The organism is Martelella alba (assembly GCF_006516955.1).
Lineage (GTDB): Bacteria > Pseudomonadota > Alphaproteobacteria > Rhizobiales > Rhizobiaceae > Martelella > Martelella alba.
Genome location: NZ_VHLG01000012.1, coordinates 122,779 through 149,364 on the forward strand (window position 1 = coordinate 122,779; position 26,586 = coordinate 149,364).

The 26,586-nt window shown below is 60.5% G+C and carries 31 protein-coding genes; 20 read left to right on the top strand and 11 right to left on the bottom strand.

Annotation, left to right across the window (positions count from 1 at the left end; translation table 11 throughout):
• Positions 1–10: 10 nt before the first annotated feature.
• The 8 genes from FJU08_RS17035 to FJU08_RS17070 form a co-directional block, all read right to left on the bottom strand.
• Positions 11–1,117: an electron transfer flavoprotein subunit alpha/FixB family protein gene (locus tag FJU08_RS17035; protein ID WP_141150233.1), complete on the bottom strand. Its 1,107-nt coding sequence runs from the start codon at positions 1,115–1,117 to the stop codon at positions 11–13.
• A 13-nt stretch (positions 1,118–1,130) separates the two neighbouring features.
• Positions 1,131–1,982, bottom strand: coding sequence for an electron transfer flavoprotein subunit beta/FixA family protein (locus tag FJU08_RS17040; RefSeq protein ID WP_141150234.1), 852 nt, complete (start codon positions 1,980–1,982; stop codon positions 1,131–1,133).
• A gap of 245 nt (positions 1,983–2,227) precedes the next feature.
• Positions 2,228–2,608 (bottom strand): nitrogenase stabilizing/protective protein NifW, encoded by a 381-nt coding sequence (nifW, locus tag FJU08_RS17045; RefSeq protein WP_141150235.1) that lies wholly within the window; start codon positions 2,606–2,608, stop codon positions 2,228–2,230.
• On the bottom strand, positions 2,605–3,786 hold the full coding sequence (gene nifV / locus FJU08_RS17050) for a homocitrate synthase (RefSeq protein ID WP_235890769.1): 1,182 nt from the start codon (positions 3,784–3,786) through the stop codon (positions 2,605–2,607). Before nifV ends, nifW begins: the two co-directional genes overlap by 4 nt.
• Complete coding sequence (locus tag FJU08_RS17055; RefSeq protein WP_235890771.1) at positions 3,779–4,966, bottom strand: aminotransferase class V-fold PLP-dependent enzyme; 1,188 nt, start codon at positions 4,964–4,966, stop codon at positions 3,779–3,781. The genes nifV and FJU08_RS17055 overlap by 8 nt, the downstream gene beginning before the upstream one ends.
• Entirely contained in the window at positions 4,963–5,256 is a 294-nt protein-coding gene (locus FJU08_RS17060; RefSeq protein WP_235890774.1) for a NifU family protein, read from the bottom strand. Before FJU08_RS17060 ends, FJU08_RS17055 begins: the two co-directional genes overlap by 4 nt.
• A 10-nt stretch (positions 5,257–5,266) precedes the next feature.
• Entirely contained in the window at positions 5,267–5,587 is a 321-nt protein-coding gene (locus tag FJU08_RS17065) for a HesB/IscA family protein (RefSeq protein ID WP_141150237.1), read from the bottom strand.
• A 175-nt stretch (positions 5,588–5,762) separates the two neighbouring features.
• On the bottom strand, positions 5,763–6,389 hold the full coding sequence (locus FJU08_RS17070) for a LysE family translocator (RefSeq protein ID WP_141150238.1): 627 nt from the start codon (positions 6,387–6,389) through the stop codon (positions 5,763–5,765).
• Between the two features lie 326 nt (positions 6,390–6,715).
• On the opposite strand from FJU08_RS17070, the gene nifH reads away from it, so the two are divergent.
• The 15 genes from nifH to FJU08_RS17145 all read left to right on the top strand — a co-directional run bounded on the left by nifH (position 6,716) and on the right by FJU08_RS17145 (position 20,657).
• Positions 6,716–7,600: a nitrogenase iron protein gene (nifH, locus tag FJU08_RS17075; protein ID WP_141150239.1), complete on the top strand. Its 885-nt coding sequence runs from the start codon at positions 6,716–6,718 to the stop codon at positions 7,598–7,600.
• 100 nt (positions 7,601–7,700) lie between these two features.
• Positions 7,701–9,209, top strand: coding sequence for a nitrogenase molybdenum-iron protein alpha chain (nifD, locus tag FJU08_RS17080; protein WP_141150240.1), 1,509 nt, complete (start codon positions 7,701–7,703; stop codon positions 9,207–9,209).
• A 125-nt stretch (positions 9,210–9,334) separates the two neighbouring features.
• Entirely contained in the window at positions 9,335–10,876 is a 1,542-nt protein-coding gene (gene nifK, locus FJU08_RS17085) for a nitrogenase molybdenum-iron protein subunit beta (RefSeq protein ID WP_141150241.1), read from the top strand.
• A 79-nt stretch (positions 10,877–10,955) separates the two neighbouring features.
• Positions 10,956–12,461 carry a nitrogenase iron-molybdenum cofactor biosynthesis protein NifE gene (nifE, locus tag FJU08_RS17090; protein ID WP_141150242.1) on the top strand — a complete coding sequence of 502 codons (1,506 nt, stop codon included), beginning with the start codon at positions 10,956–10,958 and terminating at the stop codon, positions 12,459–12,461.
• Positions 12,461–13,852, top strand: a complete 1,392-nt coding sequence (gene nifN, locus FJU08_RS17095; RefSeq protein WP_141150243.1) for a nitrogenase iron-molybdenum cofactor biosynthesis protein NifN — start codon at positions 12,461–12,463, stop codon at positions 13,850–13,852. The genes nifE and nifN overlap by 1 nt, the downstream gene beginning before the upstream one ends.
• Positions 13,815–14,318: a nitrogen fixation protein NifX gene (gene nifX, locus FJU08_RS17100; protein WP_141150244.1), complete on the top strand. Its 504-nt coding sequence runs from the start codon at positions 13,815–13,817 to the stop codon at positions 14,316–14,318. Before nifN ends, nifX begins: the two co-directional genes overlap by 38 nt.
• 4 nt (positions 14,319–14,322) lie before the next feature.
• Positions 14,323–14,811, top strand: a complete 489-nt coding sequence (locus tag FJU08_RS17105; protein WP_141150245.1) for a NifX-associated nitrogen fixation protein — start codon at positions 14,323–14,325, stop codon at positions 14,809–14,811.
• A 10-nt stretch (positions 14,812–14,821) separates the two neighbouring features.
• Positions 14,822–15,025, top strand: coding sequence for a CCE_0567 family metalloprotein (locus FJU08_RS17110; RefSeq protein WP_141150246.1), 204 nt, complete (start codon positions 14,822–14,824; stop codon positions 15,023–15,025).
• Complete coding sequence (fdxB, locus tag FJU08_RS17115) at positions 15,022–15,342, top strand: ferredoxin III, nif-specific (RefSeq protein WP_141150247.1); 321 nt, start codon at positions 15,022–15,024, stop codon at positions 15,340–15,342. Before FJU08_RS17110 ends, fdxB begins: the two co-directional genes overlap by 4 nt.
• A gap of 155 nt (positions 15,343–15,497) precedes the next feature.
• Positions 15,498–16,142 (top strand): nitrogen fixation protein NifQ, encoded by a 645-nt coding sequence (locus tag FJU08_RS17120; protein ID WP_141150248.1) that lies wholly within the window; start codon positions 15,498–15,500, stop codon positions 16,140–16,142.
• Positions 16,143–16,291: 149 nt separating this feature from the next.
• Positions 16,292–17,152 (top strand): TOBE domain-containing protein, encoded by an 861-nt coding sequence (locus FJU08_RS17125; protein WP_210245265.1) that lies wholly within the window; start codon positions 16,292–16,294, stop codon positions 17,150–17,152.
• Positions 17,153–17,176: 24 nt separating this feature from the next.
• On the top strand, positions 17,177–17,923 hold the full coding sequence (gene modA, locus FJU08_RS17130) for a molybdate ABC transporter substrate-binding protein (protein ID WP_181409896.1): 747 nt from the start codon (positions 17,177–17,179) through the stop codon (positions 17,921–17,923).
• A gap of 39 nt (positions 17,924–17,962) precedes the next feature.
• Positions 17,963–18,628 carry a molybdate ABC transporter permease subunit gene (modB, locus tag FJU08_RS17135; RefSeq protein ID WP_141150250.1) on the top strand — a complete coding sequence of 222 codons (666 nt, stop codon included), beginning with the start codon at positions 17,963–17,965 and terminating at the stop codon, positions 18,626–18,628.
• Positions 18,625–19,716 (top strand): molybdenum ABC transporter ATP-binding protein, encoded by a 1,092-nt coding sequence (modC, locus tag FJU08_RS17140; RefSeq protein WP_141150251.1) that lies wholly within the window; start codon positions 18,625–18,627, stop codon positions 19,714–19,716. Before modB ends, modC begins: the two co-directional genes overlap by 4 nt.
• A gap of 92 nt (positions 19,717–19,808) precedes the next feature.
• Positions 19,809–20,657 carry an NAD(P)-dependent oxidoreductase gene (locus tag FJU08_RS17145; protein WP_141150252.1) on the top strand — a complete coding sequence of 283 codons (849 nt, stop codon included), beginning with the start codon at positions 19,809–19,811 and terminating at the stop codon, positions 20,655–20,657.
• 21 nt (positions 20,658–20,678) lie between these two features.
• Here FJU08_RS17145 and FJU08_RS17150 read toward each other — a convergent pair whose 3' ends face one another.
• Both FJU08_RS17150 and FJU08_RS17155 read right to left on the bottom strand, forming a co-directional pair.
• On the bottom strand, positions 20,679–21,068 hold the full coding sequence (locus tag FJU08_RS17150) for a cupin domain-containing protein (protein ID WP_141150253.1): 390 nt from the start codon (positions 21,066–21,068) through the stop codon (positions 20,679–20,681).
• A gap of 57 nt (positions 21,069–21,125) precedes the next feature.
• A complete protein-coding gene (locus tag FJU08_RS17155) occupies positions 21,126–22,610 on the bottom strand; it encodes a pyruvate kinase (protein WP_141150254.1) in 1,485 nt (494 codons plus the stop codon).
• A 67-nt stretch (positions 22,611–22,677) separates the two neighbouring features.
• On the opposite strand from FJU08_RS17155, the gene FJU08_RS23220 reads away from it, so the two are divergent.
• Positions 22,678–22,806: a hypothetical protein gene (locus tag FJU08_RS23220; protein ID WP_268932141.1), complete on the top strand. Its 129-nt coding sequence runs from the start codon at positions 22,678–22,680 to the stop codon at positions 22,804–22,806.
• A 4-nt stretch (positions 22,807–22,810) separates the two neighbouring features.
• Positions 22,811–22,945 carry a hypothetical protein gene (locus FJU08_RS23225; RefSeq protein ID WP_268932142.1) on the top strand — a complete coding sequence of 45 codons (135 nt, stop codon included), beginning with the start codon at positions 22,811–22,813 and terminating at the stop codon, positions 22,943–22,945.
• Positions 22,946–23,074: 129 nt separating this feature from the next.
• Here the strand turns inward: FJU08_RS23225 and nth are convergent, their stop codons facing one another.
• Positions 23,075–23,827, bottom strand: a complete 753-nt coding sequence (gene nth, locus FJU08_RS17160) for an endonuclease III (RefSeq protein ID WP_141150354.1) — start codon at positions 23,825–23,827, stop codon at positions 23,075–23,077.
• Positions 23,828–23,842: 15 nt separating this feature from the next.
• Between nth and FJU08_RS17165 the strand changes: the two genes are divergently transcribed.
• From FJU08_RS17165 to tal, 3 genes are all read left to right on the top strand, one after another.
• Entirely contained in the window at positions 23,843–24,340 is a 498-nt protein-coding gene (locus tag FJU08_RS17165) for a DUF2244 domain-containing protein (RefSeq protein WP_181409897.1), read from the top strand.
• A 72-nt stretch (positions 24,341–24,412) separates the two neighbouring features.
• On the top strand, positions 24,413–25,297 hold the full coding sequence (locus FJU08_RS17170) for a methylated-DNA--[protein]-cysteine S-methyltransferase (RefSeq protein ID WP_141150255.1): 885 nt from the start codon (positions 24,413–24,415) through the stop codon (positions 25,295–25,297).
• Between the two features lie 284 nt (positions 25,298–25,581).
• The gene (gene tal / locus FJU08_RS17175; protein ID WP_141150256.1) at positions 25,582–26,538 is read left to right on the top strand and encodes a transaldolase; all 957 of its coding nucleotides are present in this window, start codon (positions 25,582–25,584) and stop codon (positions 26,536–26,538) included.
• Positions 26,539–26,586 lie beyond the last annotated feature (48 nt).

Consider the following 26,586-nt stretch of genomic DNA (forward strand, 5'->3'; position numbering starts at 1 on the left):
CCACTCTCCGTCAGCTTGCGATCTTGTCGCGGTTATGCGGCGAAAGCCGCCGCTTGAAGGCTTCCGTCAGCGCGGGCAGAAACCGGATTGCGTCAGTCACGAGACCGACATGAGCGAAATCGAAAATCGGCGCTGCGGGATCGGTGTTGATGGCGACGATCAGATCGGCGCCCTCGACGCCGACGCGATGCTGGATCGCGCCGGAAATGCCGGCGGCGATATAGAGCTTCGGACGGATTGTCTTGCCGGTCTGTCCCACCTGGCGTTCCGCCGGCATCCAGCCTTTCTGCACCACCGGCCGCGAACAGCCATATTCGGCGCCGAGTGTGGTGGCGAGGTTCTTCACCAGCTGCATGTTTTCCAGTGCACCAAGCCCCATGCCGCCGGCAATGACGACATCGGCATAGGCAAGGTTGGCCTTGTGCGACTGGGCATCGGGAATAAAATCCAGGATCTTGGTGATGATGCTTTCTTCCTTGAGATCAAGCTTCACCTCGACGACTTTGCCGACCGGGCGTTCGACACGGTCGGGCATCGACATCACGCGGGGGCGGATCGTTGCCATTTGCGGGCGGAAATTCAGCGTATAGATGGTGCAGAGCAGTGAGCCGCCGAAAGTCGGCCGGGTGGCGGCCAGCGACTTGTCATCGTCGACATCGAGCGCGGTGCAATCGGCGGTGAGGCCCGTCTTCAGCGTGGTGGCAACCGAACCGGCGAGATCGCGGCCAAGCGTGGTGGCGCCAAGCAGCAGGATCTCGGGCTTGTAGGTGTTGACCAGATCGGTCATCGCCTTGGTATAGGGCTCGTTGCGATAGTCGTGGAGAATGTCGTCTTCGACCAGATAAGCCATGTCGGCGCCGTAGCAGAAGGCTTCGGCAATGGCATGACGTGTTGCCTCGCCCGGCGGCCCCATGACGACGGCTGCCAGTTCAACACCAAGCTTGTCGGCGAGTTTACGGCCTTCGCCCAAAAGTTCGAAGGAGACCGGATGGACGGCACCGCGCTCCATTTCGATGGCGACCCAGACATGACGATAGGCCTTGAAATGGTCCGGCAGTTCTTTCTTCATGCCGCCGCGACCGGCAGCAGGGCGGGGGGCTGGTTTTGCCTCAGGCATGGTCTTGTCCCTTTCAGCGCTGGGCCAGCTCGGCCAGATCGGCTTCGAGATGGGGTTGTCGTTTCATCAGATCCTCGATCAGCGCTTCGGCGAGATCGCGGGGATTGTCATCGGCGACGGCAATGACGGCGGCTTTTTCCGAACGTGGCTGCGGCGAGAAAATCCGCTTCACCACGGTGGGCGAGCCACGCAATCCACATTTCAGCAGATCCTCGATACCGGCCTCTGCCGCCGACCAGGTGATCACTTCGGCGCGGGCGGCGCTGAGCGCATCATTGAGTGATCCACGGCGAATATCATTGGTGCCTTCCAGCATGGTGATGAGGCAGGGCAGCTTTGTCTTCAGCACCTGTACGCCGCCCTCGGCGCGCCGCTCCACGGTGATGGCGCGGGCCTCCAGATCAAGCGGGCCAAGTTTGGCGACATAGGTAAGCTGGTTGAGGCCGAGGCGCTTGGCGATACCGGGGCCGACCTGGGCAGTGTCGCCATCAATCGTCTGCTTGCCGGTGAAAACCACATCGGGCGCGCCGAAATCGCGGCCGATCTTCTCGATCGCCGCCGACAGCGCGAACGAGGTGGCAAGCGTGTCGGAACCGGCAAAATAGCGGTCCGTCAGCAGAACAGCGCGGTTGGCACCATAGGTGAGCGCCTTGCGCAGCGCATCCGCCGCCATCGGCGGCCCCATGGTCAAAACGGTCACTTCACCGCCATGGGTATCGCGCAGGCGCAGTGCCTCTTCCAGCGAGAAGAGATCATAAGGGTTGATGATGGTCGGAACGCCCTGTCGCATGATCGTATTGGTGACCGGGTGGACACGGATCTGCGCTGAGTCTGGAACCTGCTTGATACAGACGACAATATGCATGTTTGTCCGCCTTTCGCGCTTGAAATATCTCTGGCAAAGAAAAAGCATAAAGCGTGCCACGCCTTGGGTGGCGGATTAAATTATTGATTTTTATGTATTTATTTTTGAAGTGTGACAGAGCGGGTTGGTCTTTGTCGGCCTTGCGACATAGAAGCGTCGGATCAGCGACAGCCAGCATCGGGCACGAAAAAAGGGCAGGTCCCGAAGAACCCGCCCAAGTTGGCACAGCATGCGCTTCAGGGAACCTAAATCTCGTCGATCGGGCCGAGGATGGCCGAAAGCGGCACGAAGGCGCCGCGTTCCTCTGCCGGCCGGTCGGGATCATGGTCTTTCAGCACCTTGAAAACCCGTTTCGACAAAGGTGAGGCGCTTTCAAATTCGCCATAGGCGCGCTCCAGCGTGGCGCGCGCACGGGCAGCAACGATGCTGTCGGGCAGATCGTCAAAATCCTCTTCCGCCAGATATTGTCCCATGCGCTTCAGAATATGCAGCCGCGCCACATCCAGCACTTTCGGATCGTAGAAGACACCGAGCGCCATGAAGAAATCCTCTGCCGAGGACAGCTGCTTCAGCCGCTTCAATATATCCTTTACATCGATTTGCGGTGTCGATGAACATGAACTCATGGACCTGTCTCCCTGCTGCCGGCGGAAGCCGGGCTTTCGCGTTCAAGGGTCGAATAGAGCCGGACAAGATCGTCCGGCGGGATGGTGCGGCGCGTATCGGCGGCATGGCGGCGGATCCGCGCGACGAGAAGGGCGGCAAGCTCCGGATCGGCGGTAATGCCTTTTTCCGCCAGAACATGGCAGACGGCTGCGGCACCGGAATGCTTGCCGATGACAATGCGGTGGCAGCGGCCGATGATGGCCGGGTCGATGCCCTGATAGGTGCGGCTGTCCTTCAAGAGCCCGGCAACATGGATGCCGCTTTCATGGGTAAAGACATCGCGGCCGACAATCGCCTTGCCCGGCGCAATCGCCCGGCCCGAGGCCTCCGCCACCTGTTCGGCCAGTGCCGTGAGGCTTTGAAGATCAATGCCGGTGAGGCAGTCATTCCGGGTGGCAAGCGCCACCGCGATCTCTTCCAGCGCGGTATTGCCGGCGCGCTCGCCAAGCCCGCCAACGGTGACGGACAGGTGGTTGACGCCCGCTTTTACTGCGGCCAGCGCATTGGCCGTTGCCAGTCCCAGATCATTATGGGCGTGAAATTCCAGCGGAAGCTTTGCGTTTTCGCTGAGTGGCTGCAACAGGGCAAAGGTGGAAAACGGATCAAGAATGCCGACCGTGTCGGCGATCCGGACACGGAAGGCACCGGCTTCAGCGGCGACATGGATGACGTTGCCAAGATGGGCAGGATCGGCGCGCGAGCCATCCTCGCAGCCAACCGCCACCTCAAGCCCGGCCTGCCTAGCCCGGCGCACCATCTGGTCAATCCGCGCCAGTGCGGCTTCACGGCCAATGCCGAGCTTGGCGGAAAGCTGCAGGTCGGAGGCGGGCAGCGACAGGTTCACCGCCGTTACGCCGGACGCGCGGGCGGCTGCCAGGTCACGCTCGCTCATCCGGCACCAGGCCATCAGCCTGAGCGGCAGGTCGAGGGCCGAGACGGCGCGGATCGCAGCGATCTCGTCAGCCCCCATCACCGGTGTGCCGATCTCCAGTTCCGGCACGCCGCTCGCCGCCAGCGCCTCAGCAAGCTGCAATTTGTCGGTCAGGCTGAAGGCGACGCCTGGCGCCTGTTCACCATCGCGCAGCGTGGTGTCGTTGAGGAAGATCATGCGCGGTTCAGACAGCGGATCGTCAGACATGGGCTTCAGCCTTTTCAGGACGGGCGGGTGCCTCGGCTTTCAGGATTTGCGGCAGAACGGAAAGGACGTGATCAATCTCCGCAGCCGTGGTTTCGCGTGACAGCGAGAAGCGCAGGCCCGCGCGGGCATCCGCCTCGCGAAAGCCCATGGCGAGCAGAACCGGGCTTGGCAGCAATTGGCCCGCGCCGCAGGCCGAGCCGGCGGAACAGCAGATGCCGGCGCGATCAAGTCTGGTGAGCAGCGCATCGGTATTAAAATTGCGGAAGATGATCAGTGATGTGTTGGCGAGCCGGTTCAAGGTGCTGCCCACCGCCATGGCCTGCGGGCATAAGCGGAGAATGCCGGTTTCCAGCCGGTCGCGCAGTGCCGTCATCCGGCTTGCATCGTCTGCCATCCGCGTCATGGCGAGGTCGGCGGCGACGCCGAAGCCGACGGTTCCGGCGAGATTTTCGGTGCCGGCGCGGCGTCCGCGCTGCTGGCTACCGCCATGGATCAGCGGCGAGAAGCCAATCCCTTTTCTAAGGTAGAGCGCGCCGATCCCCTGCGGCCCGTGCAGTTTGTGGGCCGAGAGTGTCAGCATGTCGATATCATCGGCGACGATATTGACCGGGATGCGGCCCGCCGCCTGCACGGCATCGACATGGAACAGCGCACCGGCGGCATGGGCGATCTCGCCGATTACCTTGAGCGGAAAGATGATCCCGGTCTCATTATTGGCGGCCATGGTGCTGACGAGTGCGGTTTTCGGGCCAATGGCCGTCCTGAGCGCTTCGAGATCAAGCCCGCCTTCGCGGTCGACCGGGACAAGCCGCAGCCGCACCCCCTCACGCGCTTCAAGGTGGCGGCACAGCGTCAGGATGGCGGGGTGTTCGACGGTGGTGGTGACGATCTCGCTGCGACCCGGCAGGGCGGCAAGGCCGGCGCGGATGGCGGCATTGTCGCCCTCGCTGCCGCCGGAGGTGAACAGGATCTCGCCATCGGAACGCGCGCCGACAAGATGCTGCACCGATTTGCGGGCCTTTCGAACCGCCGCTGCCGCTGCCGCGCCGGCCTGATGCTTCGCCGCGGCATTGCCGAAATGCGCGCCGAAATAGGGCAGCATGGCGGCGACAACCGCCGGATCGGGCCTTGTCGTGGCATTATTGTCGAGATAGGTCAGCATCGTGATCGTATCCGTCAACCGCCCATTACCGGCTGGATCCTCAGCGGCAGATTGGTCGCCTCGATCAGCTTTTGACGGATGCCGTTCATTGTCAGCGCTGCAAGCTGGCAGCCGACACAGGTGCCAGTCAGCTTAAGCTTCACCGTATTGCCCTCGACGCCGACAAGTTCGCAATTGCCGCCATCACGGGCAAGACGCGGGCGCAGGTCATCAATCGCCTTTTCGATCAGCCGGTATTTGACGGCGGCAAGCGCTTCGGTGGTTTCCAGCGCTTCAGCGGTGTTCTGGCGGGACATGGTCGCTTCCATGGTCATCTCCTCAGCCGAAAGACTTGCCACAAGAGCATTTATTGGTTGCATTCGGGTTCTCGAACACGAAGCCGGAGGATTCCAGACCGGTGATGAAATCAACCGTCATGCCGGCCACATGGGCCTGCGAGGCCTGATCGACGAAAACCTTGACGCCACCGCTTTCGATCACGGCATCGCCGTCACGGGTCGCCGTTTCCAGCCCCATCATATATTTGAACCCGGCGCAGCCGCCGGCCTCGACCATGATTCGAAGCCCTTCGGCCGGACCCTTTGCCTGGGAAAGCGCGGATTTGACGGCTGCGGCGGCATTGTCTGTCAGTGTGATCATCGCTCAACTCCTTGAAACGGGTTTTTCGCAATGATGACCATGCAGATATCGTGCCACTGAAAATAAATATTATATTTCAGTTATTTATGTTGATTCTGTCGAATGTCGAGAATCCGACAACGTCGTGTCTGCGACAGAAAAAGTAGCTTTTGTCAAAAATCCGACGGGGATGGCTTCAACCGATCCGGGTTGTCAGAACCTTGATGGCAGCCAGGCCGAAAACGGCCGCAAAACAGGCCTCGAAGATGCGGTTAAGGCGGCGATAGATGCGCGCCACACCGGAAAGCGAAAACAGCATCGCATAGGTGACGAAGACAGCCGTGCTTTGAAGGCCGACGGCGATGATGACCTCGGCCAGAGTTGCAGCTCCCGCCTGCGCTGGCACGCCGACAGAATAGAGCGCCGCAAAGAAGAAGATCGCCTTGGGATTGGTAAGATGTAGCATCAACCCCTTTATATAAAGGCGCCTGGTCGAGGCAGCAGCAAGCGCGCGGCTGTCAAGCTCCCCCTTTTTCATGGCCGCGCGGGCCGCCTTATAGGCGAGAAAACCGAGATAGGCCGCACCGGCATAGCGCAGTATTTCAAACAGCGTGACGCTGGCCGCCATCAGGGCGGCAAGGCCGAAGGCTGCGGCAAGCGACCAGCTGAGCGAACCAGTGGCAACGCCCAGCGCCACCGACAATCCGGCGCGCCTGCCGGACGACAGTGACGTTCCGGCAATGGCAAGCGTTGCCGGTCCGGGCGAAGCAGTCGCCATGAATGCCGCCAGCAGGATCAGCGGCAGGTGAAGGCTCTCAGTCATGGTGTCCGGGTCCCGTTGGCATGGCCGTTTTCACCTTGCATCCTGCCATTGCCGCGCATCGCCCGCAACCATCCCAACGGACAGGAACTGTCGCTTTTGTCGGGTGTGCGACAGGAACTGTTGGGTTGCTGTCTGATGTGGCTGTCCGGATTGAAATCATATTAAGTAATTGAAAAACAATAATTAAAATAGATCGAAAAATCACGAAATTCAAACTGGCACGGCGCTTGAAAGGTATGGATCGGCGGCGGTCGAGACTGCCGGCCGGAGGAGCTCAAGGGAATGAACCCGCTCCGTTTGTCAAAACGCGAAGGAAGGAAGACGATATGTCCGGTCTGCGTCAGATCGCATTTTACGGCAAGGGTGGCATCGGCAAGTCCACCACCTCCCAGAATACGCTGGCCGCACTCGTCGATCTGGGTCAGAAGATCCTGATTGTCGGTTGCGACCCCAAGGCGGACTCCACCCGCCTCATCCTCAATTCCAAGGCCCAGGACACGGTTCTGCATCTCGCCGCCCAGGAAGGCTCGGTCGAGGATCTCGAACTCGAGGACGTCCTGAAGATGGGCTATAAGGGCATCAAATGCGTTGAATCCGGCGGCCCGGAGCCGGGCGTCGGCTGTGCCGGCCGCGGCGTTATCACCTCGATCAACTTTCTCGAGGAAAACGGCGCCTATGATGATGTCGACTATGTTTCCTATGATGTGCTCGGCGACGTCGTCTGTGGCGGTTTCGCCATGCCGATCCGCGAGAACAAGGCCCAGGAAATCTACATCGTCATGTCCGGCGAGATGATGGCGCTTTATGCCGCCAACAACATTGCCAAGGGCATTCTCAAATACGCCAATTCCGGCGGCGTGCGTCTCGGCGGTCTGATCTGCAACGAGCGCCAGACCGACCGCGAACTGGATCTGGCCGAGGCGCTGGCCAAGCGGCTGAATTCCAAGCTGATCCACTTCGTCCCGCGCGACAACATTGTTCAGCACGCTGAACTGCGCAAGCAGACGGTCATCCAGTATGCGCCCAACAGCCAGCAGGCCGAGGAATACCGCCAGCTGGCGCAGAAGATCCATAACAATTCGGGTCAGGGCACGATCCCGACCCCGATCACCATGGAAGAGCTGGAAGACATGCTGCTCGACTTCGGCATCATGAAGACCGACGAGCAGATGCTTGCCGAGCTCGCCGCCAAGGAAACCGCTGCCGAATAGGCGGGGGCATGCGGGGGCGGCGGCCTTGACCCGCCGCGCCCGCGACATATCCACCGGCGCCGACGGCGCGTTTTTCTGACCCGTTGAAAAAGGCAAAGCCATGAGCCTCGATTATGAAAATGACAGCCAGCTCCACGAGAAACTGATCGAGGATGTGCTGTCGAAATATCCCGACAAGGCGGCCAAGCGCCGCAAAAAACATCTTTCGGTTGCCAAGGCCGCCGAAGGTGAAACAGAAAGCGCCGAGCCGGTTTCCGAATGTTCGGTCAAATCCAACATCAAATCCATTCCGGGCGTCATGACCATTCGCGGCTGCGCCTATGCCGGTTCCAAGGGCGTTGTCTGGGGCCCGGTCAAGGATATGGTTCATATCTCGCACGGACCGGTTGGCTGCGGACAATATTCCTGGTCGCAGCGCCGCAATTATTATATCGGCACCACCGGTATCGACAGTTTCGTCACCATGCAGTTCACCTCCGATTTTCAGGAGAAGGACATTGTCTTTGGTGGCGACAAGAAGCTCGAAAAGGTGATCGACGAGATCGAAGAGCTGTTCCCGCTTGCCAAGGGGATTTCGGTCCAGTCCGAATGTCCGATTGGCCTCATCGGTGACGACATCGAGGCGGTGTCGCGCAAGAAGAAGAAAGAGCTCAACAAGACCATCGTTCCGGTACGCTGCGAGGGCTTTCGCGGTGTGTCGCAGTCGCTTGGCCACCACATCGCCAATGATGCGATCCGCGACTGGGTGCTGGAAGACGAAGACAAGCACGCCGATTTCGAAGCCGGTCCCTACGATGTGAACATTGTCGGCGACTACAATATCGGCGGTGATGCCTGGGCCTCGCGCATTCTGCTGGAGGAAATGGGCCTGCGCGTTGTCGGCAACTGGTCCGGTGATGCGACGCTGGCGGAGATGGAGCGCGCACCCAAGGCGAAGCTCAACCTGATCCATTGCTACCGGTCGATGAACTATATCTGCCGCTACATGGAAGAAAAATACGGCATCGCGTGGATGGAATATAATTTCTTCGGCCCCTCGCAGATTGCCGCCTCTCTGCGTGCGATCGCCAAGCATTTCGGGCCGGAGATCGAGGAAAAGGCCGAAGCCGTCATCGCCAAGTATCAGCCGATGGTTGACGCGGTGATCGCCAGATACAAGCCGCGCCTCGATGGCAAGACGGTGATGCTCTATGTCGGCGGCCTGCGCCCGCGTCACGTCATGACGGCCTATGAGGATCTCGGCATGAAGATCGTCGGAACGGGTTACGAGTTTGCCCATAACGACGATTACCAGCGCACCGGCCATTACGTGAAGGATGGCACGCTGATCTATGACGACGTCACCGGCTATGAGCTGGAAAAGTTCATCGAGGGGATCCGCCCCGATCTGGTCGGCTCCGGCATCAAGGAAAAATACCCGGTCCAGAAGATGGGCGTTCCCTTCCGCCAGATGCATAGCTGGGACTATTCCGGCCCCTATCACGGCTATGACGGCTTTGCGATCTTCGCCCGCGACATGGATCTCGCCATCAACAATCCGGTCTGGGGTCTTTATGACGCCCCCTGGAAGAAGAAGGCAAACCCTTCGCAGCTTCTCGCGGCGGAATGATTTCGGCCCGGGCCGTCCCCGTCACGGCCCGCCATGCATGAGAACCGGGCTCTCTAAAGCCCATCAATTCCCCTTTCAAACGCCCGTGTCGCCGTATGGAGCTGCCGGGCAAAGAGGTGATCGTCATGCCACAGTCGGCTGATAAAGTACTCGACCACGCGCCCCTGTTCCGCGAGCCCGAATATGTCGAAATGCTCAGGAACAAGAAGGAAAACTTCGAATGCCCGCATCCGGGCGAATGGGTGGATGACCAGCGCGAATTCACCAAGTCGTGGGACTATCGCGAGAAGAACCTCGCCCGCGAGGCGCTCGTCGTCAATCCGGCCAAGGCCTGCCAGCCGCTCGGCGCGGTGTTTGCCGCTGCCGGCTTCGAGCGCACCATGTCTTTCGTTCATGGGTCGCAGGGCTGCGTCGCCTATTACCGCTCGCATCTGTCGCGCCACTTCAAGGAGCCGGCTTCGGCCGTCTCCTCATCGATGACCGAGGATGCTGCGGTGTTTGGCGGGCTGAAGAACATGATCGACGGTCTGGCCAATACCTATTCGCTCTATGAGCCGAAGATGATTGCCGTCTCCACCACCTGCATGGCCGAAGTCATCGGTGATGACCTGCATGGCTTCATCGAAAACGCCAAGAATGAAGGCTCGGTGCCGAAGGACTTCGATGTTCCCTTCGCCCATACGCCTGCTTTCGTCGGCTCCCATGTCGATGGCTATGACAATATGGTGCGCGGCGTTTTCGAACATTTCTGGAAGGGCAAGACCCGCGAGGAGGTGACCGGTCGCTTCAATCTGATCCCCGGTTTCGACGGCTATTGCGTTGGCAATAACCGCGAGCTGAAGCGGATGCTGGCGCTGATGGGCGTTGAATACACTTTCATTCAGGATGCCTCCGACACCTATGATACGCCCTCGGACGGCGAGTTCCGTATGTATGACGGCGGCACGAAGCTTGAAGATATTGCCGATGCGCTGAATGCCGAATGGACGCTGTCGCTGCAGCATTACTGCACCAGAAAGACGCTGGAATATTGCGCCGAACAGGGCCAGAAGACCGCTTCGCTGCATTATCCGATGGGCGTTCGCGGCACGGATGATCTTTTGATGAAACTCTCGGAAATGACCGGCAAGGAGATCCCTGAAGCGCTCAGAATGGAGCGTGGCCGCCTCGTCGATGCCATGGCCGACAGTCAGGCCTATCTGCATGGCAAGCGCTATGCGATCTATGGCGATCCGGATTTCGTCTATGCCATGGCCCGCTTCATTCTGGAAACCGGCGGCGAGCCGGTCCATTGCCTGGCCACCAACGGCGGCAAGGTCTGGGCGCAGGAGATGCAGGATCTGTTCGACACTTCGCCCTTCGGCAAGGATTGCAAGGCCTGGCCGGGCAAGGATCTCTGGGCCATGCGCTCGCTGATGTTCACGGAACCGGTCGATCTCCTGATCGGCTCTTCCTATGGCAAATATCTGGAACGCGATACCGGCACGCCGTTGCTGCGGCTGACCTTCCCGATCTTCGACCGGCATCACCATCACCGTTTCCCCACCATGGGCTATCAGGGCGGGCTGCGCGTGCTGACCGAGATCCTCGACAAGTTCTTCGATCTCGCCGACCGCGAAACGGAAATCCCCGGCAAGACCGACTACTCCTTCGATCTCACTCGATAGGAGCAATTGACCGGCCGCACAGTCCCTTCGTGCGGCCGGTTTTCACCTCAAGTGACATCAAAGCGGAAGGTGTGACGACATGGCGGAACTGAAGGCGAAAGTGGCTGATCTCTTCAACGAGCCGGGCTGCGACAAGAACCAGACCAAGGACGAAAAAGCCCGCAAGAAAGGCTGTTCCAAGCCGCTGACGCCGGGTGCGGCGGCTGGCGGCTGTGCCTTTGACGGCGCCAAGATCGTGCTGCAGCCGGTGACGGATGTCGCCCATCTGATCCATGCGCCGCTGGCCTGCGAGGGCAATAGCTGGGACAATCGTCATGCGGCGTCCTCGGGCCCGGATCTGTGGCGCCGTTCCTTCACCACCGATCTCACCGAGCTTGATATCGTCATGGGGCAGGGGGAGAAAAAGCTCTTCCGGGCCATTCGCGAGATCGCGGAGAAATACGCGCCGCCCGCAATTTTCGTCTATTCCACCTGTGTCACTGCACTGATCGGCGATGACATCGACGCCGTCTGTCGCCGGGCAGCGGAGAAATTCGGACTTCCGGTTATCCCTGTCAATGCGCCCGGTTTTGTTGGATCGAAGAACCTCGGCAACAAGCTCGCCGGCGAGGCGATGCTCGATCATGTCATCGGCACGCGTGAGCCTGACGATATCTCGCCGCTCGATATCAACATTCTCGGCGAATATAACCTTTCGGGCGAATTCTGGTCGGTGAAGCCGCTGATCGAAAAGCTTGGCATGCGCATCCGCTGCGTCTTTCCGGGCGATGCGCGCTATCATGATATAGCCACTGCGCACCGCGCCAATGCGACGATGATGGTCTGTTCCACCGCGCTGATCAACCTCGCCCGCAAGATGGAGGAGCGCTATGGCATTCCCTATTTCGAAGGCTCTTTCTATGGCGTTTCCGATACGTCGGATGCGCTGCGGCAGCTGGCGACCATGCTGGTGGCGCGTGGCGCACCGCGCGATCTCCTTTCGCGAACGGAAGCGCTGATTGCCGAGGAGGAGGCGCTTGCCAATCAACGCCTTGCCGCCTTCCGCCCGCGCCTGGCCGGCAAGCGCGTGCTGCTCAATACCGGCGGGGTGAAAAGCTGGTCGGTGGTCAATGCGCTGCAATATGCCGGCATGGAGATCGTCGCCACCTCGGTGAAGAAATCGACCGACGAGGACAAGGAGCGCATCAAGGCGATCTTCAAGGGGGAGAACCATTCCTTCGAGGCAATGGCACCGAAGGAGATCTACGCCATGCTGAAGGAAAACCGCGCCGATATCATGCTGTCGGGCGGGCGCACCCAGTTTATCGCGCTGAAGGCCAAGATGCCCTGGCTCGACATCAATCAGGAGCGCCACAATCCCTATGCCGGCTATGACGGCATTGTCGAACTGGTGCGCCAGATCGACCTTGCCATTCACAACCCGGTTTTCGCTGCGGTGCGCGAACCCGCTCCCTTCGATGCCGATGGCAATCTCGTCGTCTGCAGCGACGGCGATGGCGCGGCTGTTGAAACGGAGATCGCTGCGCCGGTTCATGCATTCCGAAAATTCGAGACAAGTGTTGTCGATGAGACGGGAGATTGCTGATGGCCGAAATTGTCAGCCAGAGCAAATATGCGGCCGAAAATCCGCTGAAATCCTCGCAGACGCTGGGGGCAGCCTATGCCTATCTCGGTGTTGATGGCGCCATGCCGCTGTTTCACGGGTCTCAGGGCTGTACGGCCTTTGCGCTTGTCCTGTTTGTCCGCCATTTCAAGGAAGCGATCCCGCTGCAGACAACGGCGATGGATGAGGTTGCCACCATTCTCGGCGGTGCCGATCATCTGGAAGAAGCGATCCTCAACATCAAGAACCGCTCCAAACCGAAGCTGATCGGGCTTTGCACCACGGCGCTGGTGGAAACGCGCGGCGAGGACTTTGCCGGTGATCTTGCGCGCATCCGGAAAAAGCGTGCGGCAGAACTGGAAGGCACCGAGGTCGTCTTTGCCTCGACGCCGGATTTCGAAGGCTCGATCGAGGAGGGCTGGGCGCGCGCCGTCACAGCCATGATCGAGACCATCACGCTTGAAACGATCGCCCCGCGTGATCGCCAAAAGATCGCCATCCTTGCCGGTTCCAATCTCACCGTGGCCGATATCGAGGATTTGCGCGACAGCGCCGAGGCCTTCTCGCTCACGCCGGTTATCCTGCCGGATATTTCCGGTGCGCTGGATGGCACGGTGCCGGATCGCTGGATCCCGACCACCTATGGCGGCACCACTGTGGAGGATATCCGTGATCTCGGAACCTGCGCCCATGTGATTGCCGTTGGTGAACATATGCGTGGTCCGGCAGAGGCGCTGAAGCGCCGCACCGGGCTTGACTATACGCTGTTTCGCCAGCTGACCGGCCTGAAGGCCGCAGACCGTTTCATTCAGCTGCTGGCCACCCTGTCGGGGCAAAAGGTGCCGGCAAAGATCCGCCGCCGCCGGGCGCAGCTGCAGGATGCGCTGCTCGACGGGCATTTCTTCTTTTCCGGAAAGAAGATCGCCATCGCCGCCGAGCCGGATCTTCTCTACCAGTTCTCGACCTTCTTTCTCGGGATGGGCGCTGAGATCGTCACTGCTGTGACCACGACAGGCACATCGAAGATCCTGCCGCATATGCCGGTAGAGGTCGTCAAGGTGGGTGATCTTTCCGATTTCGAGGATATGGCAGGCGTTGCCGGGGCTGATCTTCTCGTCACCCATTCTCATGGCCGTCAGGCCTCCGCCCGGCTGCACCTGCCGCTGATGCGGGTCGGCTTTCCGGTGTTCGACCGGCTTGGCAGTCAGCACCGCAAGACCATTCTCTATGAGGGCGCGCGCAACCTGATTTTTGAGGCCGCCAATATTTTCCAGGCCGTGGATCACCATGCCACGCCGGAAGACCTGAACCCTTTCCTCAAACGGGAGCAAGACCATGACAGCCACCGTCCGCCGTCTCTCGCTCGTCACTGATGCCGAGCGCGGGCCTGCGCCTGCGCGTCCAGCCGGGGCGCTTCGCATCGCGATTGCGACGCAGGATATGAAAAACCTTAACGCCCATTTCGGCTCGGCGCGGTTTTTCGCCCTTTACGATGTGACACCGGAGGAGGCGCGCTTTGTCGAGGCGCTGGCCTTTGACGATGTTTCGGCGGAGACCGGCGAACACAAAACCGACGGGGATGACCGGATCACGCCCAAGGTCGATGCGCTCAAGAGTGCGCATCTGCTCTTCTGCCTGGCAATTGGCGGCCCGTCTGCGGCGAAAGTCGTTGCCGCGAAAATCCACCCGATCAAGGTGCCGGGCGAAAGTCCGATTTCCGAGGTGATCGCCCGCACCCAGACCATGCTGAAGAACGCGCCGCCGCCCTGGCTCCGCAAGGTGCTGGCCGAGGCCGGCGTTGCGCCAAAGAAACCCGATTTCGATGATGATCAGGAGTGAGAGAATGACAGAGACTGCGCCCCTTGCCACCGCATCGCCGGCCATCACATCGCCGGATGGAGAAATGACATCCTTCATGAAAAGCCTGGTGCAGCTGATGCGCGCCCAGGATGTCTATGACACCTGGGAGGGGCGCAGCGATGCCTCCATCCTGGAGGATTACATCGTCACCAAAGCGCAGCGGAAGGACATTCCGATCATCGGTGATCCGGACCCGGATGTGCTGTGGCGGCTGGAGATCTATTATTCCGCCATCGGCCTCGCCATCGAGAAGGAGACCGGCATTATCGCCTCGCCGATGATGAAGATGCATCACGAAGGCTTCGGCCGGGTGCTTCTGACCTGCGGGCGGCTTGTCGTGCTGGTGAAATCGCTGCGCGATGTGCATCGTTTCGGCTTTGAAAGCCTGGAAAAGATGGATGAGGCAGGGTCGAAACTGGTGGCCGAAGCGGTGGCGATGGTCGCGGCCTGGCCTGACGTTGCAAAGCTTTGAGGGCGGGCCGATGAGCGATTTCGACGAAATGCAGAAGAAGGTTCGCAAGCTCAATTCGCGTGCTGGCAATGCCAAGATGGAGCTGCATGATCTGGCCGAGGACCTGCCGGTCAACTGGGGCGAGATCGTCGCTGTCGCCGAGAAGACCTATAAGGTCTTCGCCGAGCTTGATGCTGCCAAGAAGGAACTGGCAGCGATGGAGGCGGGCGCATGAGCGAGGATTTCAAGACCCGCGACGGCTCGGCCTGGATGCCGGAATATCTCACCGCGATTGACGGGGCGACCTGCATTGGCTGCGGCCGTTGCTACAAGGTCTGTTCGCGCGATGTGATGCATCTCTACGGCGTTGACGATGAGGGCGCGATTCTCGGCATCTGCGACGAGGATGAGGATGATGATTTCGACGGCGAGCTGAACCGCATGATCATGGTGGTGGACAAGGCCGGCGCCTGTATCGGTTGCGGCGCCTGTTCGCGGGTCTGTCCCAAGGGCTGCCAGACGCATGTCCCGGCGGCAGCGCTTGCCGCGTGAACCTTCCCGTTAAGCGGGGATGGTCGGTGCGGGGGCGTGCTGGCGCTTCGATGCGCTCCCGCACCGGTTTGAAGACTGACCGCATGAGCGCGCGCCGGTTTCGAGATTTGAAGGCGATGGTTCAAGCGCCGGGTCAACAGGAGAAGGAGAGCGAAATGTTTGCCGATACCTATGCCTATCTTCTTGCCGCGCAATGGCCGGCGATTGATGCGGAAACCGGCTTTGACCGTCACGTGATGGCCTGCGTGCTGTCGCTTGCCCGCTTCGAGGTGGAGGAGGGGGCTAGTCCCTCTATCAGTGCGGCAACCGGTCTGACGCTGTCGGAGCTTTCACGCCTCATCAACCGCAATTTTCCCGGCCTGGATCGCCGGCTCTTCGATTTCGTTGCCTGCGAAGCCCCCGTCATTGATGACGAAGAGGCGATGCTCCAGCAATTGCTGCTGCGCCATGCAGCCAACGGCCTGGAGCTTGCACCGCTCTTTGCCAGGATTGTGGCACGCCGCGCCATGCATGACGATCATCTCTGGCAGGATCTCGGTCTTTTCTCCCGGCCGGAACTGTCGCGTATGCTCTATCGGAATTTTCCAACCCTTGCGGCAGGGAATACCAGCAACATGAAGTGGAAGAAGTACTTCTATCGGGCGCTGTGCGAGGCGGAGGGGTTTGTGCTGTGCACCGCGCCGTCCTGCAGGCAATGTGACGATTTCGAGGACTGCTTCGGGACTGAGGATGGTGAAAGCCGGCTGGCGCGGATCCGCAATGCCGCACCGGCCGAGGGCCTGTTTCACGCCGGGGCGTGATCCGGCAGTGATGTTGCCTTTCGTGTCAGGTTTCCGACCTGACGGGACCGCGATTGTCGGCTTTGTGACACGGAAAGCCTATATCGCCTGGCTGAATGCCCCTCAGCGAAGCGTTTCCGTTCTGGCACAGGGTTTGCTTTGAGTCTGTCATGCGTTATGTAGTCGAACTACATAACGCTCAAGCCAAGGGATCGAAGGATATGGTCAAGGGCAGCATTCAGCCAGCACTGACATTCGAAAACCAGACCGGTGACCGCGCCGGTGAGGAGCGTTTCGCCCTTCTGGCCGAGATTGACCGTCTCGGCTCGATTTCGGCAGCCGCAAAGGCAGTTGGCCTTTCCTACAAGGCCGCCTGGGATGCGGTGAACGCCATGAACAACCTGTTTCCGCGTCCGCTGATCATCAAGCGGCCGGGTGGTGCCCACGGCGGCGGAGCCGAGGTGACCGAGGAGGGCCGGCGCGCGCTTGCCGTTCACCGGCTGCTCACCGCCACACTTGGCGAGATCATATCCGGTCTTGAAACCACGATTTCGGGTGATCCTTCGATTTCCTTTCCCGCCAACTCGCTTCTCTGGAGCCCCGTTATGCGAACCAGTGCCCGAAATTGCTATCACGGCACGATCGAGGCCGTGACCCACGGTGCCGTCAATGCCGAAGTTCTTCTGAAAATTTCACCCGATGTCACGCTGACGGTGATCATTACCGAGCAGAGCGTCGCCAATCTGAAGATCGCGCCCGGCGTTCAGGCCTATGCGCTGATCAAGGCCTCGACCCCGATCCTGATCGAGGACGATGAAAAGATCATGACCTCGGCCCGCAACCGCATCACCGGCATGGTGATCTCGGTTGAACCCGGCGCGGTCAATGCCGAGGTCGTGCTCGATATCGGCGAGGGGAAGACGCTCTGTGCCATCGTTACCGATGACAGTGCCGAGGGGCTGGCGCTTGCCCCCGGCAAAAGCGTGACCGCGCTGATCAAATCCTCCCAGATCATTCTCGCGCTCGGCTGAGCGCCCTTAATCAGGATCGAAACGATGAAAAAGACATTTGCCCTTCTTGCCGCTGTTGCAGCCCTTCTCCCGGCCGGAGCCTTTGCCGGTGAGATCAATGTTGCCGTGGCCGCCAATTTCACCGAGGCCGCCAAGGATATTGCCGCCGCCTTCAATCAGGAAACCGGTAATGACGCCGTGCTGTCCTTCGGCTCCACCGGCAAGCTCTATACCCAGATCGCCAATGGTGCCCCCTTCACCGTCTTCCTCGCCGCTGATCAGGCCCGGCCGGAAAAGGCGGTGACGGAGGATCTCGCGGTCGAAGGCTCGGAATTCACCTATGCGATCGGCAAGCTGGTGCTTTACAGCAGCGATGCCGGACTGGTGGATGATGAAGGCGCCGTGCTCAAGAGCGAGGACGGCTTCGACAAGATTGCCATCGCCAATCCCGATGCCGCACCTTACGGCGCTGCCGCCGTTGAAACCATGAAGGCGCTCGGTCTCTATGACACGCTGACGCCGAAGATCGTCCAGGGTGACAGCATTTCCCAGACCTATCAGTTCGTCACCACCGGCAATGCCGAGCTCGGCTTTGTCGCATTGTCGCAGGTGATTGATACCGAAGGCGGCTCGCAATGGGTGGTTCCGGCCGATCTCTATACGCCGATCAAACAGGATGCCGTTCTGCTCAAGACCGGAGCCGATGACGAAACGTCGAAGGCCTTTATGGACTTCCTGAAAAGCGACACCGCCCATAAGATCATTGAAAGCTATGGCTACGCCGTCGAATAGCGCCGCGTTGCCAGTCACCACGCCTTGTTGGATTTCCCCATGGCCGAAGCCGTCTTTCTGACCTTGAAGCTCGCAGTCCTCACCACCGTTTTCCTTCTGGTGGTGGGGATTCCGATTGCCTGGTGGCTGGCGCGTTCGAAAGCCTGGTGGAAGGAGGCGGTGGGCGCCATTGTCTCCCTGCCGCTGGTGCTGCCGCCGACCGTGCTCGGCTTTTATCTTCTGCTGGCCTTCAGTCCGCAAAGCGCACTTGGTCAGGCTTTGAAATCGGTGATCGGCTTCACGCTTCCCTTTACCTTTGCCGGTCTGGTCGTCGGATCGGTGATCTATTCGCTGCCCTTTGCCGTGCAGCCAATCCGCAATGCCTTCGAGGCTTTCGGCGAGGAACCGCTGGAGGCGGCGGCGACCCTCAGGGCAGGCCCGCTCGACCGCTTCTTCACTGTCGCCCTGCCGCTGGCCCGGCCGGGCATTCTCACCGGGGCCATTCTGGGCTTTGCCCATACGGTCGGTGAATTCGGTGTCGTCTTGATGATTGGCGGCAATATTCCCGGCAAGACCAAGGTGCTCTCGGTGGCGATCTACGATTATGTCGAGACGCTGGAATGGGGCAAGGCCAATATTCTGGCGGGCTCCATGGTGGTCTTTTCCTTCATCGTCATCTTGTCGATGATGCTGATCGAAAAGCGGCTGAGGAACCGGCTGTCATGAGTGAACCCATGCTTTCCGCCCGTTTTGCCGGTCCGCTCGGTTCCTTCCGGCTCGATGCCGATTTTGTCTTTCCGGCCAATGGCGTCACCGCGCTGTTCGGTCCGTCGGGCTGTGGCAAGACCTCTATCCTGCGCGCCTTTGCCGGGTTGAACCGGCTGCCGGAGGGACATTTTGCCATCGGCGGCGAGACCTGGCAGGACGGCGGAACCTTCCTTCCGGCCCACCGTCGCGCCGTCGGCTATGTCTTCCAGCAGGCCAATCTGTTTGCCCATCTCTCGGTCAGGGACAATCTCGTCTTCGGCCTGAAGCGGCTCGACCGGCCGGCGCGCGAAAAGGCACAGGCCCGTTTTGACCATCTGGTTTTGCTGCTTGGCATCGGCCATCTGCTGCAGCGCGCACCACGCAATCTGTCCGGCGGCGAACGGCAGCGCGTTGCGATCGGCCGCGCACTGCTGACCGAGCCGAAACTCCTCTTGATGGATGAACCGCTTTCGGCGCTTGATCTCGCCTCCAAGCGCGAAATCCTGCCCTATCTGGAATCCTTGCGCAAAAATCTGTCGATCCCGGTTGTCTACGTCACTCATGCGCCGGATGAGGTGGCACGGCTTGCCGATCATCTGGCTGTCGTGGAGGCGGGGCGGGTGCTGGCCTCCGGCCCGCTGACCGAGACGCTTGCAAGGCTCGATCTGCCGATCCGCCGTGATGAAAATGCAGGCGTTGCCATCACCGCCACCGTTGAGGCGATCGACCCGCAATATCATCTGGCACGGGTCAGCTTTTCCGGCGGCACGCTTTTTGTGCGCGATCCCGGACTGCCGATCGGTTCGTCGCTCCGGGTCATGGTGCTGGCCCGCGATGTATCGCTTGGCCTTGGTGCCAGCGATACGCCGTCGTCCATCATGAACCGCTTCCCGGCGGTGGTCACCGAAATTGCCACCGGCGAGCATCCGGCGGTTCTGGCGGTGAAGATCGATGCTGGCGGCACGCCGCTTCTGGCCCGGCTGACGGCACGCTCGGCCGATCTGCTCGGCCTTCATCCCGGCATGGACGTCTTCGCCCAGGTAAAATCCGTGGCGATTGTCGAATAGGTGCCCTTTTTTCGTCATCTGCGGGTTACAGTCTGCGGCAAACCCCGTCCTGTCGCAGGTGACGGCAGCGACCATTGCCAGAGGATCCCAGAATGCTCAACATCGCTCTTATCGGACTTGGTCATATGGGCCGCGCCATTGCCGCCCATCTGGCCGGAACCGGCGCCTGCCAGGTCAGCGCCTGGAACCGCTCCGGCGTCACGCTTGATGGCGTGGGCGTGCTTGGCGATCCGGCCGATGCCTTTGATGCCGATGTGGTGATCACCATGCTGTCCGATGATGATGCAATCCGTGCCGCCCTTCTCGACAGCGGCGCTCTGGAAAGGGCAGGCAAGAACGCGATCCACATCGTCATGTCGACGATCTCGACCGGCTTTGCCGCTGAACTGACCGGCCTTCATGCCCGTCTCGGTCTTAACTTCCTGATGGCGCCGGTTTTTGGCCGCCCCGATGTGGCAGCGGCTGGCAAGCTCAATATCATCGCCGCCGGGGATGCTGCGGTCATCGCAAGGGCAAGGCCGGTTCTCGACCTGATCGGCCAGAAGACCTATATCGTCGGCGAAAGACCCGAAATGGCAAGCGCGGTAAAGCTTTCCGGCAACGCCATGCTGGTCAATGCAGTGGAGGCGATGGCCGAGGCCGCGGCCATTTCCGAGACCTATGGTGTCTCGCGCGCCGCCTTTCTTGATATCATGCTCAATACGCTGTTTTCGGCGCCGGTCTACAAGGGGTATGGCGCCAAGATCATCAGCGGCGATGACAGCGTCGGCTTTACGCTCACCCTTGCCGCCAAGGATATCCGTCTGGCGCTGGCGGCGGCCGGTTCCGATGCCGACGTGCCGCTGATTGCGCTTCTGCGTGACCGGATCGCGCAAGGTATCGACGAGGGACACGGCAATGAGGACCTCGCCGCCCTGTCAAAGGTCAGCCTCAGGGGGTGATGAAGAATATTCCCCAGCGTTTCAGGCGGATGGCGGGGCCAGGCCATTCGGCAGTGAAATCCAGATCACGGTCTGCGCTTCTGGCGAATGACGGGAGAGATGTCCCTTGCCATGCGTGTCCTCAACCAGCACGAATGTCCCGGCGGTGACGTGGCGAACCGCGCCGTCGCTTGTTTCATATTCAACCGCACCGTCGAGCCGTACTGTCAGAACCGGTTCCGGAACGGTGTGCCAGGCAACTTCGCGCATGCCGGCCGGAATGTGGGTGATGCGCATGCGTGATGCCGGATAGCTGGCGGTGACGTCGAAGGCAACCGCATCCGGATGCACGGCGGTCTTGGTTGTCGGCAGATCGATCTCGCCAAAATGAGATTCCCCGTCTGGCGTGGCATAGATGCGCAAGCAATGCATGGCTGCAGCCTTTCCGAATTTTGGATCGAGGGCGGTGGAGGTCTGTTGTTGAAGTTTCTACCAACTCTTCAGCGCCCGCAATTCGGGCGTCTTCTTGAAGATGTGGGCATCCATGCGGGTGAGCAGGCGGTCGAGCACGGAAACGGCTTCGCCGATCGCCGGGCCCTTGTTCAGCATCACGCATTCGGCGCGTGCGCCCATGGCGGCATCGGTCATCTCGCCGCGTGAGGGAACGCCGGATTTGACCAGGCTTTCCAGCACCTGGGTGGCCCAGATTACCGGCACGCTGGCCGCCTCGCAGATCCACAATATCTCCTCCTGCATCTCCGCCAGCCGTTCGAAGCCGATTTCGGCGGCAAGGTCGCCGCGGGCGATCATCACCGCAAAGGGGCGTTTTCCGGCAGCGCGGGCAATCAGCGCCGGCAGGTTTTTCACCGCCTCTGGCCGTTCGATCTTCGCCACCACGCCAAGGCCGGGATTGGCCGCACCCCCGGCAGACAGTTCCCGGTCGAGAAGGTCGAGATCTTCCGGCCGCGAGACGAAGGAATAGCCGATCATATCGGCAAGGCCGATCACGCTTTTGATATCGGCCTCGTCCTTGGCGGTGAGGGGCGACAGGCCGAGCGCCGTGTCAGGCAGGTTCAGCCCCTTTTCCGGTTTCAGCTTCACCCCACCGGCCTTGACCCGCACGGCGCGAATGATCGCCTCGTTGTCGCTGATGCTTTCAACCACCGCTTCCATCTTGCCGTCATCATAGAGCAGCCGGTCACCGACCTTTAGCCGCGTCACCATTTCCGGCAGTGAAACACAGGCGGAAAACCGGATGGTTTCGTCAATGCGCGGGATATCGCCGGTCAGAAGGCGGATCCTCTCGCCGGTCTCGATCCTGATCTTCCTTTCTGCCGTTGCCACGTTGCCGGTGCGGATTTTCGGCCCGGCAATATCCATCATCAGATGCAATCGCCGTCCGGTCACCTTGCGGGCGGTCTCAAGATTGGCGGCCATGGCTGCCCAATCCTCAGGACTGTCATGGGCGCAGTTGATCCGGGCGATATCCATGCCGCGCCGGGCAAGATCGCTCAGAAGCGCCGGGTCTGTCGCAGCGTCTTGAGGCAGGGTCACCATGATGCGGCTGCGCCGCGCGCCGCCCGGCCGGCCGAACATCAGATCAGCGGCTTCTTCCAGCCGTCGTTCACCATCAAAGAAGTCGCTCTGGTCCGGCAAAATAGCGGCGCTGTCGCGCCCGGCAAGGGCTGCAAGCGCCACAAGCACGGCATCAAGCGTTGGCAGAACACGGGCTTCAAGCCGTCCGAGTGAGGAGAGGCCATGGCGCATCAGCGCTTTTTGCAACGGCCGCAGATCATGATGGCGCAGTGCCAGATAATGGGCGAGGTTGCGCATTTCCGGCATGGCGGTTGCGTCAGGGCCGAAGCCGGTCAGGATCGCCTGTGCCTCGCTCAGCACCATGCCGCGCAGTGCAAAGACGCGGTCATGCAGGCTCCACAGATCGTCGATGTCGGTGAGATCGCTGAATTCGGCCATGAGGTCCTCCCGTTTTCTCCGAGCATAGGAATGATCCTTGACCGTTCAATGACCGAACGGAGCGCTTTTGTCACCCCGGCATGATCCGCGCCGTGCAGACGGGACAGGTGCCATGGCCGCTGCTGCCGATGCGGAGAAGAACCGCTTTGCCCTGATGCAGTCGCTGGCCAAGGATCAAGGGGCCCTGATCGCCTAAGGGCATGACGGTTAGTGACGCCGGCGAAGCGGCGATGATCAAGATGAGCAAAGTCGGTGCCCTCATGCCGGACGGCTGGATGAAGTCGGCAACGCCGGAACAGGCCAAGTTTATCAACGATTATAATGCAATGAACTGATCCTGCTTCCGACACAAAGGCTCATCATGCGGGGATCGAAATCCTTGCCGGTAACGGGCTTGATGTATAATGTTCCCGATGTCGCCCTTGTTCAGATCAGCGCGTCAGGGCCTGCCTGGCGGCTGAGGCTCAGGTGAGCGGCACCAGCGGCGCTGGCATTTCCGACGTTTTTTCGGCCGCCTTGCAGAGATCTGCGATCACGCAGGCCTGACAGTCTGGCTTGCGCGCCTTGCAGCAATAGCGGCCATGCAGGATCAGCCAGTGATGGGCGTGGAACAGGTAGTCCGGCGGGATCACCTTTTCGAGGCTTGCCTCCACCTTGTCCGGTGTCGGTCCGGGGGCAAGGCCGATCCGGTTGGCGATCCGGAAAATGTGCGTGTCGACGGCGATGGTGGCAATGCCAAAGGCCATCGACATCACGACATTGGCGGTCTTGCGGCCAACGCCGGGCAGCGTCACCAGTTCTTCCCGCGTCTTTGGCACCTCGCCGCCGAAATCGGTTATCAGCTTCTGGCTCATGGCGATGACATTCTTCGCCTTGTTGCGGTAAAGCCCGATGGTCTTAATATAGCCGATCAGCCGTTCCTCGCCGAGATCAAGCATTTGCTGCGGCGTGTCGACCACGGCAAAAAGCGCCCGCGTCGCCTTGTTGACCCCGACATCGGTGGCCTGCGCGGAAAGCGCCACGGCGACCAGAAGCGTGAAGGCATTGGTGTGGTCCAGCTCGCCCTTGGGTTCCGGCCGCTGGATCGAAAACCGGCGAAAGATCTCGCGGATTTCCTCAGGCGTATAAGATGTCAGCTTCGTCTTTGCCGATGCTCGCTTTGAAGGATTTGACTTTCGGGCGCTGGCGGTGCTGGATACGGGTCTGGCTTTTTTGATCATTCTCAAGTTCCCATGAGCGAGCACGTAATCGACATTTCCGGCGATCCGCCCGTCTTTTCGGCGGAACTTTTCCCCCATCGGTCGCTGGGGCGCAAGGGTTTTCGCGCTCTGATCGGGCTTTCGGGGCTTGTCGCTATGACTGAATTGATCGCTTTCCTGCATCAGGGCGCCTGGCCGATCGCGCTTTTTGCGGTGCTGCCGGTCGCGGCCATCATCACTGCCTTTGCCGTCTCCAATCGCGCTGCACGCATGCGCGAGGCCGTTTTTGTCAGCCGCGAGACCATCCTGGTGCGCCGCCTTTTCCCCTCCGGGAGGCTGGAAGAGCGACGCTTCAACCCCTTTGGCGCGCGGCTGGATGTGGACCGTTCGGCCGGTATCGGCATTGTCGCCATGCGGATTGCCGCGAGAGGCGAGGGGACGGAGATCGGCGCCTTCCTCAACCCGGAAGAGCGCGAGAGTTTTGCGCATGCATTCCGGGCCGCTCTTGCCAGCGTGACACGGCGGATCTGAGCCTCCGGCAAGAAACGGGTGGCGGCATGTCCACCGGCGTGCTTTGCTCGCATTTCCGCAGGAGAACGTGAGATGAATGCCCATCTGGAACGCATGACAGGCCCCGCAACGGACATTACGCCCGCCGGCGATGATTACCGGATCATCTGCGATGTGATCGCGCTGATCAGCGAGGATTATCGCGATCAGCCGGGCCTTGAGGAAATTGCGGCCAGTCTCGGCCTCAGTCAAAGCGTGCTGCAGAAAACCTTCAGCCGCTGGGCCGGGCTTTCGCCCAAGGCCTTTCTGCAGGCCGTGACGCTGAACCATGCCAAACGGCTTTTGGGGGCCGAGCAATTGCCGCTGCTGGAAGCCTCCTATGAAGTCGGCCTGTCCGGTCCCGGCCGGCTTCATGATCTCTTCGTCACCCATGAGGCGATGTCGCCGGGTGAGTGGAAGGCGCGCGGTGCCGGACTTGAAATCCGCTATGGCTTTGCTGCCTCGCCCTTCGGTCAGGCGCTCGTCATGGCGACCCGGCGCGGCCTTGCCGGCCTTGCCTTTGCTGATCCGGGTGAGGAACAGGCCGCCTTTGACGATATGGCCAGCCGCTGGCCGGAGGCGACCTATATCGCCGATGATGCGCTTGCCGCCCGCTATGCCGCGCGCATCTTCAATCCGGCCGAATGGTCGGCGGACAAGCCGTTGCGGGTGGTGCTGATCGGAACCGATTTTCAGGTCAAGGTCTGGGAGCGGCTGTTGCAGATCCCCATGGGCCGTGCCGTCACCTATTCCGATATTGCCGGTGATATCGGCCAGCCCAAGGCCTCACGCGCCGTTGGCGCGGCGGTTGGCCGCAACCCCGTCTCCTTTGTCGTGCCCTGCCATCGCGCACTCGGCAAAAGCGGGGCGCTGACCGGCTATCACTGGGGGATCACCCGCAAACGGGCAATGCTCGGCTGGGAGCAGGGGCAGCTGTGACGTGAAAATTTCCCTACATGGACTTGAGCGCGGTCAAACCGTCATCTAAATCGATTGATATGATGTGTTGACTTGGAAATGACGGGTGAGCCGCATGCCCGATGCCGTTTGTTGTCAAACCTGGCCTTGCGTCCGGCGCCTTTTATTGCCAACAGTCATGCAACAAACATCACAGCGCGCTATCCATTGGATAGGGCGTTGCTGCTGTTGAAGCGGCCCGGGAGGCTCGCCGCGCCCGACCGTTCAAAATGGGTTTGCCGGCAAGAGATATGAAGGAAATCATCATGACCTCTAAACTTGACCAATTGCGCGAAATGACCACGGTTGTTGCCGATACCGGTGACATTGAAGCAGTTGCCCGGATCAAGCCGGTCGATTGCACCACCAATCCAAGCATTGTTCTGAAGGCGCTTTCGACCGAAATGTTCGCCGATGCCGTTGAAAGCGCGGTCAAGTGGGGCAAAAGCCAGGGCGGCGACAAGGAAGCCGTCATCGGCGCCGTCGCCAGCCGTCTGGCCATCGATGTCGGCGAAGCCCTCGTCAAGATCGTTCCCGGCCGCGTTTCGACCGAAGTTGACGCTGACCTGTCCTTCAATGTCGCGGCTTCGATCGACAAGGCGCATGAAATCATCGCCGCCTATGAAGCCCGCGGCATTACCCGCGACCGCATCCTGATCAAGCTTGCCTCCACCTGGGAAGGCATCCGCGCCTGCGAAGTGCTGCAGAAGGAAGGCATTGACTGCAATCTGACGCTGCTCTTCTCCAAATGCCAGGCCATTGCCTGCGCTGATGCCGGCGCTTTCCTGATCTCGCCCTTCGTCGGCCGCATCCTCGACTGGTACAAGAAGGACACCGGCGAAACCTACACGACCGAAACCGATCCGGGCGTGCTTTCCGTCCGTTCGATCTACAACTACTACAAGTCCAACGACATCAAGACCGTCGTCATGGGCGCTTCCTTCCGCAATATCGGCGAAATCGAAGGTCTGGCCGGTTGCGACCGCCTGACAATTGCGCCGAACCTTCTCGAAGAGCTCGCCAATGACCAGGGCGATCTGCCGCGCGTGCTGTCGCCGGAAAAGATTACCGACGAGCCCAAGATCGACATGGACGAAAAGACGTTCCGCTGGATGCTGAACGAGGATGCCATGGCCACCGAGAAGCTGGCTGAAGGTATCCGTAACTTCGCCAAGGACCTCGGCAAGCTGCGCACCATCGTTTCTGCCAAGCTTGATGCCTGATTTCAGCAAAGTTCGGTAACAAATCGAGGGGTCTGGCGGCTTTCGCCA